Genomic DNA, 10,038 nt, shown 5'->3' on the forward strand with positions numbered 1-10,038 from the left:
CACATCATGGAAAACACCGCACCCGTTAAAAAGCAAGTCGTGTTCAGCGCGATCCAGCCGAGCGGCACCATCACGCTGGGCAATTATCTCGGAGCCATCCGCAACTGGGTCAAAATGCAGGACGAATACAGCTGCATCTACGCCCTTGCCGATCTCCACACCATCACCGTCCGTCAGGAGCCTGCGCAGATGCGCAGGAACATCATCGACGCCTACGCGTCGATCCTCGCCTGCGGCATCGACGTGGAAAAAAGCCTTTTCTTCATCCAGAGCCACGTCCCCACCCACGCGCAGATCGCGTGGATCCTCAACTGCTACACCCAGTTCGGCGAGCTGTCGCGCATGACGCAGTTCAAGGACAAGTCCAAAAAGCACGCCGATAACATCAACGCGGGGCTGTTCACCTATCCCTCGCTGATGGCGGGCGACATCCTGCTCTATCAGGCGGACAAGGTGCCCGTCGGCGCCGACCAGAAACAGCACATTGAGCTGACCTGCGATATCGCCAAGCGCTTCAACGGTCTTTACGGAAACGTGTTCAAGATTCCAGAGGGCTTCATCCCGAAGAACGGCGCGCGCGTCATGTCGCTGCAGAACCCGCTCAACAAGATGAGCAAGTCCGACGAGAACGTCAACGGCTGCGTCCACCTGCTCGATTCCCCCGAGGTCATTATGAAGAAATTCAAGCGCGCGGTCACGGACAGCGACGCCTGCGTGCGCTACGCCGAGGGCAAGGACGGCGTGAACAACCTCATGACCATCTACGGCGCGGTCACGGGCAAGACCTTTGAGGAGATCGAAAACGAATTCGCGGGCAAGGGCTACGGCGACTTCAAAACCGCCGTCGGCGAGGCTGTCGTCGAGGAGCTGCGTCCCATCCGCGAACGCTATGAGCGTCTCGTTGCGGACAAGGGCTACCTCGCGGAATGCTACCGCAAGGCTGACGAAATCGCGTACAAAATCAGCAGCCGCACTCTCGACAAGGTGATGAAAAAGGTTGGTTTTATCAAATGACAAAGATAGAACGCAAGTTTTTTGACCTTGTTATCAAATATTTGCCGCTGATCGCGTTTGTCGTCTTTACCGCGCTGGCTGTCATGCTGCGGTTCGCCTGCATCGACTATGAGAGCGACGACTTCCGCAGCTTTCTGAACCCGTGGTTCTCCACCATCGGCTACGCCGGTCTTGACGGACTGAAGGCGCAGGTCGGCAACTACAACATCCCCTATCAGATCATCATTTACCTCATGACGCTCACGCCGTTCGACGCGCTGGACTCCTACAAGCTGCTTTCGGTGATCTTCGACTTCGCGCTCGCGCTATCCTGCGCAATGGTCGTCAAGGAATATCTGAAATGCAGGCTCTTTGACATGATGCCGCTGATGACCTACTCCGCGGTGCTGCTTTCGCTTACCGTTGTGATGAACTCGTCCTTCTGGGCGCAGTGCGATTCGATCTACACGTTCTTTATCGCGCTCGCAATCTACTTCACCATGCGCGAAAACTACCTTCCCGCGTTCGCGCTGCTCGGCGCGTCGCTCGCGTTCAAGCTGCAGATGGTTTTCATCCTGCCTCTGTTCCTCTATTACTGGGCGTCCACGCGCAAGGTCAGTATTCTGCACTTTACCGTGATTCCCGCGGTGGATGTTCTGATGTGCCTGCCCGTCGTGGCAATGGGCAGACCATTCCAGGATATCATCAAGATTTACGTCGACCAGACCGACTACGGCAAGCAGATTCAGATGAACTATCCGAACCTCTACGCCTTCATGTGCGACAGAATGAATACGGAAAATTACTATCTGCTCAAGGGCTTCGCCGTGCTGCTGACGCTGACGGTGCTCGCGGCAGGCATGTTCCTGATTCTCCGCAAAAGAGTCGACCTGTCCGACAACAAGAAGCTTCTGATGACGGGCATCTGGTCGGTGTTCACCTGCCTGATGTTCCTGTCCTCCATGCACGAGCGTTACGCCTATCTGCTCGACATACTGCTGCTGATCTACTTCTTCTCGACAAGGCGGCATCCGTTCACGGCGGTCATCGCGCTGATGATCAGCCTGAGAGGCTATTGCTTCTATCTGTTCGGGGACTACGAGGTCATCTCCCTCGGCATGACGTCCATCGTCAACATCGGGCTTTATGTCTGGATTTCGTATCTGTTTATCAAAGAAGTGCTTCTTGACCAAGAGGTCAGATTCCTGCAAAAAACCGCTTCCGAATAAGGAAGCGGTTTTCGTTTTACTCTTTTTCCGCTATCACGATGTAGCGGTTGAACTGTCCGTGACCCGCGGGCGTGCAGGTGATCAGCGTGATCAGCTGACGGTTCGGCTGAATGATAAAATCCTCTGTCTGGATGGGCGTGATGATCTTGTAGTCGATGACCTTGTAGTCGATCGTCTCCCAGTAGTTGGAAAAGCTGATCGTGTCGCCCTTTCTGAGACTGCGGATATTGTCGAAGAATATCCTGCCGATGTAGCCCGTGTGCCCCGCGATACAGACGTTGGTGTTTTTCTCGTCGATCGGCAGCGAGGTGCCGTAAAGCTGCGCCGCGCCGAAATTCATCATATAGTCGCTCGCGCCGAGATAGACGGGCAGGTCCATATCGATCGCGGGAGCGGACAGGTAGCCGTAGACATTCGACAGGCCGTAGCTTGACAGGTTGAGCGCCGCCTTGCGGAAGTCGGCGGTGTCGACGGTTCCCTGATGGTAGAGGATCGAGGCGTTATACGCCTTGCTGTCCTCATAAAGACGGTTCAAGTCGTTCTGAAAGGTGATCGGGTAGCTGTAGGTACGCTCACCCGTGACAATGTCGATCGGATAGCCTTCCTCGTCGACCTCGCCCTTTTCGCGCGCCTCCTCAAAGCTGTCGGCGGTCACGCCAAGCTCCTCCTTGAGTGCGGCGTCCTCCTCCGTGATCACGTTGTCGAGCACCTTGTCATACTTCTCAATCAGCGAATCGGCGTTCTGCTGACCGACACAGTTGGAAACGGGCGGAAAGAGCAGAAATCCGATTCCCGTCAGCAGCATGAGAATCGCGATGACGACGAGCACTTTTTTCCACATGCTACTCACCGTCCTTTTTCGCCCTGCGGATGTTCCGTCGAACGATGAAGAATACCGTCAGACCGACCGCCAGCAGAAAGCCCGCGATGCTCAGGATCGCTGCCAGATAGCTGACCTTGTAGCCGAGGAAGAAGAAGTTGTCGTTACCCGTGCTGACAGACTTGATTTTCTTGTCGGAGGGCTTTGTCTCCGTTTCGGCCTTCTCCTCCGTCTTGCCGTCATCATCCGCTACGCGCTCACCCCTGACAAGCAGACGGTGCGTATTGACCGTGTAGGGCGTGCAGGTCATAAGCGTCACCAGATCCTTGCCCGAGACGACGTAGAGGTCGTCGATCTCGCTGGGCAGGACGGTTTTGATCTGATCGACCCGGTAGGTCAGCGTGCGGTCGAGAACATAGATATGGAACTCGTCGCCCTCCTCCAAATCGGGCAGATAGTCAAACAGCGTCTTGGACGGCAGGGCGGAATGCGCGGAAATAACGCTGTGGGTGCTGTCGCCGCCGATGGGCAGCGAGGTGTTGTGCAGATGTCCCGCGCCCTTTTGCAGCACCTCGTCGTCGGTGCCGTGATAGATGGGCAGAAAAACGTTGATTTTCGGGATCTCGATGTAGCCGATAAAGCCGTTTCCGTCAATATCGAAGGTTTCGTCGTAGTGCGCGCCGATTTTTTCGTAGCTCTCCATGTCGAACGGGTCGGTCAGGACGACGGTATCGGTCAGGCTGCGGTTATAATTCTCCGCATCCTCAAAGAACTGCTGAATCTCCTCTTTCGGCATGCCTTCCGCGGCGACCATCCTGTCATGCGCCTCACTGCGGTCAAAATAGTTGTTGATCATCGAACTGACGAGCGGATAGCTCAGAATGCCGAGTCCGACGAGAAAAATCAGAATAATCAAAATAATGGGCAGTATTCGTTTCATGCTTTACCTCGCTGGTGTGATAGCTTCATTATACATCAAAGGCGCCGCAGTTGCAAGTGATTCACACTGATTTCAAAATCCTATTGAAAACCACCCCTGTTATATGGTATGATAGGGAGGTACAAAAACACAAAGGAAATCATCATATGAAACCAAAACACGAAAAACCGATCACCGTGTTCTTTCAGAAGCTGCCGCAGCTGCTGCTCGCGGGCGTTCTTTTCTCCGCGTGCATGGCGGCTTGCACGGGCATCTTCATCCTGATCTCCCTCTTGACGGGCTTCAACAGCATCATCCTCTGGGGCGTGGGCATCATCCCGGGCATGCTGTTCTACGCGGGACTTGTCACCGTTATCCGCAAATACGGAATAGAGAACGACTATGTTCCCGTTGTCCCGACCTTCTTCCGCGCGGTAATGGAAAACCGGAAAGCATTCCTGCTGCACGGCTTTGTGGTATACGCCGTCTGCTCCTGCTCGTCGTTCGCCATCCTCTACTACTACACGCTCGCGCAGGAGGATGTGACCTTCGGCTATGTGCTGTCGATCTACGGCATATTCATCGCCGCACTGCTTGTCATGCTGTTCTATGTGCCCCTGATGACCGTCACCTACGAACTGCGCTGGCGCGATATCTACAAGCATTCCCTGCTGCTGATCATCAGAAATCTTCCGCGCAACCTGCTCGCCCTCCTGATGATCGCGGTGCCGACAGCCGCCGCGGTTTTCATTATCATTTTCACAAGCGGCGCCGGCAGAATCATCGCCTGCGTACTGATCGGCGCGGTCTTCCCCATGCTCATCACGTATCTTGTGATCGCGATGGTATCAAAGGGACTGATCGAGAACCTCGGAGAATTTGTTGACCCGGTTGTCGAGGAGGAGCCTGTCGTCATCCATACGGAAAACACCGAGGACGACTACATCTTCGTCAACGGCAGAATGGTGAAAAATCCCAATAAAAAGTAAATCCTATCAAGAAAGCGGGTGTGCCGAAAGGCTGATACTCATAAGGATGATTTGAAATCGTAAAAAAATAGCCGATTGGGAGCACAAAAGAAAACATCGAACAGAATTATTAAAAGTTCTGCTCGATGTTTTTATTGTTGCAATTTATTTATTCGAATGCTTTATCAGTGTGTCAATTACTTCATAAATCTTATTTTGCTCGGCTTTGGAAAGACCCTGAAGCTTATCGTTTAAAATTGAATTTTTAATAGTATATCCGTTATCCAAGACATCGCATAGAACTACATCAGCGGTTATTCCTAAAGCATTGAGGATAGTAATAAAAGTTTCCAAAGCGGGAATCTTTTCACCTCGCTCGACCATTCCAACATAATTAACACTTAAGCCGGTTTTCTCCGCCAAGTCTTCCTGTCGCATATTCCTCTCAAGTCTATATTGCCTAATGTGTTGACCAATAGAAGTCATTTTCATAGCATTACCATTCCTTATAGTTATTCTCTACAACTATTAGAATAGATGATTTTATAAAATAGATACACAAACTAAACGGAAGAAACAATTACTAATGGTGATGACATCCTGTAAAATATATGTTATAATTAATTATGACAAGGATATAATCCTTGTAAAAGAAAAGCTATGATCTTTTTCGATTAAGTTTTAAATCCATATAGTAACGGGTCGAATAGCCGTGAACAAGATAAAAACCTGGTGCAGTTTTGGTCACAGACAGGAATTTGGAAGTATAACTGAACAGTTTATACGAAAGCTTGCTGAAAATAGCTGAACAAGGATGCGAAATGTTTTACACGGGTGCTATGGGAGATTTTATAATGGTCCCTGTAATTTGGACCACGGGATTGAAAAAATGCGTGAACATGGTATAATGCGTATAACTAAAGGAAGGAGCGCAAACTATGTCATACAAAACGTACACGTCGGAATTCAAAGCAAAGGTAGTCATCGAGGTTCTCCAAGGGGAGAAAAGTCTAAGTGAGATTGCCTCGCAGTACAACCTCAATCCCAACATGGTCCGGAACTGGAAGTCAGAGTTTCTTGAGAACGCGAGCATGATTTTCGAAAATCCGAAGAAAGCCGAAAAGGCAGCTCGCAGGAAGGAGGAAGCCCTGAAGAAAGAAAAGGAAACCATGCTGAAAACTATCGGTCAGCTGACGATTGAACGTGACTTTCTTCAGGACTGCTTTCGCCGAAGCGGGCGTCCCGTGCCGGAACTTGATCCGGAAAAACGCTGATTTGTCTGTTCGGCGGCAGTGCGAGCTACTGCAAGTCAACCGGTCCTCCGTATATTACGAAACTAAGGAACCTACGGAGACGCAGCGCCTGCTGAAAGAAGAAATCATGGCCAGGATCGACTATTGGCACACCGAGCTTCCGGCCATGGGCTCCAGGAAGATTGCAGCCAAGCTGCGGGACGAAGGTTACAAGGTTGGTCGAAAACTGGTTCGGGCTTATATGCGCGAGATGGAAATCTACGCAATCTATCCGAAGCCGAATCTGTCAAAAAATGACGGCAAAGAGGGCGTTGTACCGTACCTCCTGCGGCACAAAACCGCTTTGTTCCCCAATCAGTATTGGTCAATAGACATCACCTATATCAAAATGTACCGTCACCACATGTATCTGGCTGCAATCATCGACTGGTACAGCAGGAAAATCGTCGGCTGGAGGCTGGCGGATACGCTTGAGACTTATCATGTATTGGAAGCTGTCCGCGATGCTGTAGAACGGTACGGTACCCCGGCGATTCTCAACAGCGATCAAGGCAGTCAGTTCACAAGCAAGGAATACAGAAGCCTTTTGAAAGAATATCACATCACGCAAAGCATGGACGGGCGGAAGCGCTGGGCAGATAACATCATGGTGGCGCGCTGGTTCCGCAGTCTGAAACAGGAAGAAATCTACATCAACGAATATCGTACCCCGCGGGAGCTTCGTCATGCCGTTGGAGAATACATTCGGAAATACAACACGATCCGACCGCACCAGGCGCTTGACAACAAAACGCCGGATGCTGTCTATTATGCCTCATTCAGCCGTTCAGCAACCATCACCGCCGGCCTTGACAGTGCCCCGCTGGCCTGTTGATTCGATGGCGGCGTGGGTGCGGCGGAGTCAGGAAAACAAAGCTCGACCACGCGGCGAGCCATTGTAACAGACCAGCGGAGCCCGGTCAAGGCTCTTCGACCCGCTGTAGGCGGGCGGCTGCCCGGCACAGTGTCGAACATTTTTGGCGGGATACAACAGAGTCAGAATTAACGCTGCCAATGTTCACGCATTTTTCTCAAGCCGTGGTCTTGACAAGGGGACCACTTTAGTAAATCGTCAATCTGCTTGGGCCATACCTTTCGGTATAGCCCAAGCATTTTCTTATAATTCGAATCCGTCGGTAACTCCGTTGAGCTTATCGCTCTCTCGTCTCACATAGTAGAGTTCGGTTATCTCGGTCGTTGTGTGTCCGAGTATGTCAGCCACTTGCTTTATCGGCAAGTTCTTGATAGTTCCATCCGGTTGCTTAATCCCGTTGATGTAAGTAATCCTACAGTTGTTTTTTTAATAATTGTTTTTATCATCTTTAGTCCTCCTGATGTTTGTTATTAACTCTGTTTTTCTCAATCCAACCAACGGCAAAATCCACAAGCTCTCTTTGCTTCATAAGCCGCAGAGTTGCATTTCCCAGCGTAGCCTTTTTAACTTCACAGTTTTCTTCAAAGGCTGTACCAATCTGCTCAAAATCCTCGCCGTCAACATAGAGCGTGTCATATGCCTTCCACACTCTCTTTTCGTTTTCCATAACAGCACTGTATTCCGTACAGAGATGCTTGCCCGGATACTCTGCCCTTGCATCAGCAAGATGCAGAGAGGTATTCTTGTCATACCCAACTCCTATAAGAAGCACATATGCATCAAGCTCATAAAGCTTTCCGACAGGAGAACCGTCCCCGAAAATATTCGACAAATCATGCCCCTGCGTCAAATACTTTGCATATTTGCCAAATGCCGCTACTGACCTTGCGGGATGGTCGCTGCGAATAGTTCCGTTCCACAGTCGAAACATCTCTGCCACTGCCCCCATTGTATTGGTCGGTGTAACATCCTTATCATACGGCGGCCAATTATCACGTATGGTCTGCCAGCAATCCACATCCACCTCCCAATGCACTCCTGATTCGGGATCAAGATTTTTCCACGATTGTGATGGCATCATAATTGTACCGTCATTTCCAACTGCTTCAATCAAAGCTTCAATAATGGTCTGAGCACCTCCGCAAACATAGCCTATACTGCTAAGGGACGTATGTACCATTATCACTTGTCCTGATTTCAATCCCAACTTCTCAAATGTATTAAGCACATCTGATTTAAGAATAAGTTTTTTCTCCATTCGTCATTCCTTTCTGCTAAATAGCAATAAAATAAGAGCCGATGTACTCTGTCATTGCTCACAAGTTCATCGGCTCTGCGTCTGATGCGTCCGGCTCTTCAATGACTGAAATATTCATTCTTGTAACACTTATTACTGTTTCCCTCTTACACTTTGGACAAAACAAAGGAAAATTTCTGATTACAGTATCTATTGTCATCCTGGTCCTTGTCTTGTTTTTGCAAACCGGGCATATTATCCAATCTGATTTTTCTTTGAAAATAGCCACCTCCTTACCTTATCCTATACATCGTATCAAGAATCCGGATGCATCAATTTAACTCTTTTACACTTTCTCCTATTAAAAGCTTTACCGGTATACACAAATTCTCAGTCGCTTCGTTGTTATTAATCATCTTAACCAATAATGATATTGCTGTTTGCGCACGAAGTAGATTATTCTGTGCAACTGTAGTAAGCTTTGGAGTAATATCAAATGCTTCTCTGCTGCCATCAAACCCCACTATAGAGATTTCATCAGGAATTATTATTCCATGTCGACGCAAAAAGCGCATAAGCTCAATTGCGTAATAGTCAGACACGGCAAATATGGCAGTGTGTCTTTTTAACTCATCAAGTTTTGAAAGGTAGAATTCTTCTCTTTCATCTGCTTCCATAGGTATTTTTAAAAAATCAGCTTTGAGGTTTAGTCCTTCGCATAGTCCTTTATACCTCATAAGGTCCATACACACATCATTATCGGCAATACATAGGACTTGGTTATGACCCATACTCTTGAGATATTCACCAACCTGCCTGCCTCCGTCGAAATCATCAATTGTAATGTTGCCAAAACGATTCTGAACATCGGCAAACCCATCATAAATCACAAACGGCACACGAATATGATCCCTTAGATCCTGATACTCATCCTCACAAAAGCCTATGATTACAACGCCGTCCAAATTCCACATTGATGCAAATCTTACAATTTCCGAGATCTTCTTCGCTTTTTTAAGCATCATAAAATATCCGCACAATTCTATTTCGTCAGACAAGTGATTTATTGCTGCTGAAATAAACAAATCTTCAAAGGTATGCCCTTCGTATTTCGGATGGTCATTTACTATAACTCCGATAATTCTGGAATTATTACGCGCGAGCAATGTTGCCGCCATATTGGGAATATAGCCGCGCTCCTCAAGCTTTTGCTCAACTTTTTTTACTGTCCTGTCGGAAATCTTTCTTGTCTTGCCGTGAAGCACATTAGATACTGTCGCCGTACTGACTCCGAGCTCCTCCGCTATATCTTTTATTCTTACCTTATTTTCGTCCCACATTAACTTTCCTCATTTCTTTTGGATAGATTATGACAATTCTTAATCCTAAAATACTCAATACAAAAGAAACTATACCGAGAACTTTAGCAGTTTTTTCATTTTTATCCATATCATCACCTCACCATCTTGGTCTTGCAATGCCGAGCTTTAACAGCACAATCCATAATAATGCTGTAATAATAATCATCAGTAACAGCCGTACATTTGACAGATTAAATATATGTTTTGAATTTAACCTTTTAATCTTTTCCTTAATAAGTTTCAAATCTTTTTCATCCATTTCTTTCTTATAAAAACAATCCATGTCAATATCAAACGCACACATTCCTCCATTGAAAGGATAAAATATACAATCGGGATAGGTAA

13 protein-coding genes are annotated in these 10,038 nt (G+C 48.4%); 5 read left to right on the forward strand and 8 right to left on the reverse strand.

Annotated elements, in window-relative coordinates; all coding sequences use genetic code 11:
- The first annotated feature begins 6 nt into the window (after window positions 1-6).
- On the forward strand, window positions 7-1,014 hold the full coding sequence (gene trpS / locus JKK62_RS11465) for a tryptophan--tRNA ligase (protein WP_092969201.1): 1,008 nt from the start codon (window positions 7-9) through the stop codon (window positions 1,012-1,014).
- Entirely contained in the window at window positions 1,011-2,222 is a 1,212-nt protein-coding gene (locus JKK62_RS11470) for a putative hexosyltransferase (protein ID WP_201428014.1), read from the forward strand. Before trpS ends, JKK62_RS11470 begins: the two co-directional genes overlap by 4 nt.
- A gap of 16 nt (window positions 2,223-2,238) precedes the next feature.
- On the opposite strand, the gene JKK62_RS11475 is transcribed toward JKK62_RS11470, so the two are convergent.
- Both JKK62_RS11475 and JKK62_RS11480 read right to left on the reverse strand, forming a co-directional pair.
- Window positions 2,239-3,063 (reverse strand): class C sortase, encoded by an 825-nt coding sequence (locus JKK62_RS11475; RefSeq protein ID WP_201428015.1) that lies wholly within the window; start codon window positions 3,061-3,063, stop codon window positions 2,239-2,241.
- 1 nt (window position 3,064) lies between these two features.
- Entirely contained in the window at window positions 3,065-3,982 is a 918-nt protein-coding gene (locus JKK62_RS11480) for a class C sortase (protein ID WP_092969211.1), read from the reverse strand.
- 146 nt (window positions 3,983-4,128) lie between these two features.
- On the opposite strand from JKK62_RS11480, the gene JKK62_RS11485 reads away from it, so the two are divergent.
- Window positions 4,129-4,950, forward strand: coding sequence for a YesL family protein (locus tag JKK62_RS11485; protein WP_201428016.1), 822 nt, complete (start codon window positions 4,129-4,131; stop codon window positions 4,948-4,950).
- Window positions 4,951-5,094: 144 nt separating this feature from the next.
- Here JKK62_RS11485 and JKK62_RS11490 read toward each other — a convergent pair whose 3' ends face one another.
- Entirely contained in the window at window positions 5,095-5,421 is a 327-nt protein-coding gene (locus JKK62_RS11490) for a helix-turn-helix domain-containing protein (protein WP_092969217.1), read from the reverse strand.
- 446 nt (window positions 5,422-5,867) lie between these two features.
- Between JKK62_RS11490 and JKK62_RS11495 the strand changes: the two genes are divergently transcribed.
- Both JKK62_RS11495 and JKK62_RS11500 read left to right on the forward strand, forming a co-directional pair.
- Complete coding sequence (locus tag JKK62_RS11495; RefSeq protein ID WP_201428017.1) at window positions 5,868-6,203, forward strand: transposase; 336 nt, start codon at window positions 5,868-5,870, stop codon at window positions 6,201-6,203.
- Window positions 6,133-7,056, forward strand: a complete 924-nt coding sequence (locus JKK62_RS11500; RefSeq protein WP_366503348.1) for an IS3 family transposase — start codon at window positions 6,133-6,135, stop codon at window positions 7,054-7,056. The genes JKK62_RS11495 and JKK62_RS11500 overlap by 71 nt, the downstream gene beginning before the upstream one ends.
- 487 nt (window positions 7,057-7,543) lie before the next feature.
- Here JKK62_RS11500 and JKK62_RS11505 read toward each other — a convergent pair whose 3' ends face one another.
- From JKK62_RS11505 to JKK62_RS17365, 5 genes are all read right to left on the reverse strand, one after another.
- Window positions 7,544-8,353: an AAC(3) family N-acetyltransferase gene (locus JKK62_RS11505; protein WP_092970513.1), complete on the reverse strand. Its 810-nt coding sequence runs from the start codon at window positions 8,351-8,353 to the stop codon at window positions 7,544-7,546.
- Window positions 8,354-8,411: 58 nt separating this feature from the next.
- Window positions 8,412-8,552: a cysteine-rich KTR domain-containing protein gene (locus JKK62_RS11510; protein WP_207752184.1), complete on the reverse strand. Its 141-nt coding sequence runs from the start codon at window positions 8,550-8,552 to the stop codon at window positions 8,412-8,414.
- A gap of 112 nt (window positions 8,553-8,664) precedes the next feature.
- On the reverse strand, window positions 8,665-9,672 hold the full coding sequence (locus JKK62_RS11515) for a LacI family DNA-binding transcriptional regulator (protein WP_201428019.1): 1,008 nt from the start codon (window positions 9,670-9,672) through the stop codon (window positions 8,665-8,667).
- On the reverse strand, window positions 9,656-9,781 hold the full coding sequence (locus JKK62_RS17820) for a hypothetical protein (RefSeq protein ID WP_279380630.1): 126 nt from the start codon (window positions 9,779-9,781) through the stop codon (window positions 9,656-9,658). The genes JKK62_RS11515 and JKK62_RS17820 overlap by 17 nt, the downstream gene beginning before the upstream one ends.
- A 9-nt stretch (window positions 9,782-9,790) precedes the next feature.
- On the reverse strand, window positions 9,791-10,038 hold a 248-nt coding region (locus JKK62_RS17365; protein ID WP_207752181.1), incomplete at its 5' end, for a hypothetical protein.

The organism is Ruminococcus difficilis (assembly GCF_016680995.1).

Bases quoted from the DNA above. Each gene is read 5' to 3' on its own strand.
- trpS (WP_092969201.1), top strand. From the start codon at position 7: ATGGAAAACACCGCACCCGTTAAAAAGCAAGTCGTGTTCAGCGCGATC.
- JKK62_RS11470 (WP_201428014.1), top strand. From the start codon at position 1,011: ATGACAAAGATAGAACGCAAGTTTTTTGACCTTGTTATCAAATATTTG.
- JKK62_RS11475 (WP_201428015.1), bottom strand. From the start codon at position 3,063: ATGTGGAAAAAAGTGCTCGTCGTCATCGCGATTCTCATGCTGCTGACG.
- JKK62_RS11480 (WP_092969211.1), bottom strand. From the start codon at position 3,982: ATGAAACGAATACTGCCCATTATTTTGATTATTCTGATTTTTCTCGTC.
- JKK62_RS11485 (WP_201428016.1), top strand. From the start codon at position 4,129: ATGAAACCAAAACACGAAAAACCGATCACCGTGTTCTTTCAGAAGCTG.
- JKK62_RS11490 (WP_092969217.1), bottom strand. From the start codon at position 5,421: ATGAAAATGACTTCTATTGGTCAACACATTAGGCAATATAGACTTGAG.
- JKK62_RS11495 (WP_201428017.1), top strand. From the start codon at position 5,868: ATGTCATACAAAACGTACACGTCGGAATTCAAAGCAAAGGTAGTCATC.
- JKK62_RS11505 (WP_092970513.1), bottom strand. From the start codon at position 8,353: ATGGAGAAAAAACTTATTCTTAAATCAGATGTGCTTAATACATTTGAG.
- JKK62_RS11510 (WP_207752184.1), bottom strand. From the start codon at position 8,552: ATGACAATAGATACTGTAATCAGAAATTTTCCTTTGTTTTGTCCAAAG.
- JKK62_RS11515 (WP_201428019.1), bottom strand. From the start codon at position 9,672: ATGTGGGACGAAAATAAGGTAAGAATAAAAGATATAGCGGAGGAGCTC.
- JKK62_RS17820 (WP_279380630.1), bottom strand. From the start codon at position 9,781: ATGGATAAAAATGAAAAAACTGCTAAAGTTCTCGGTATAGTTTCTTTT.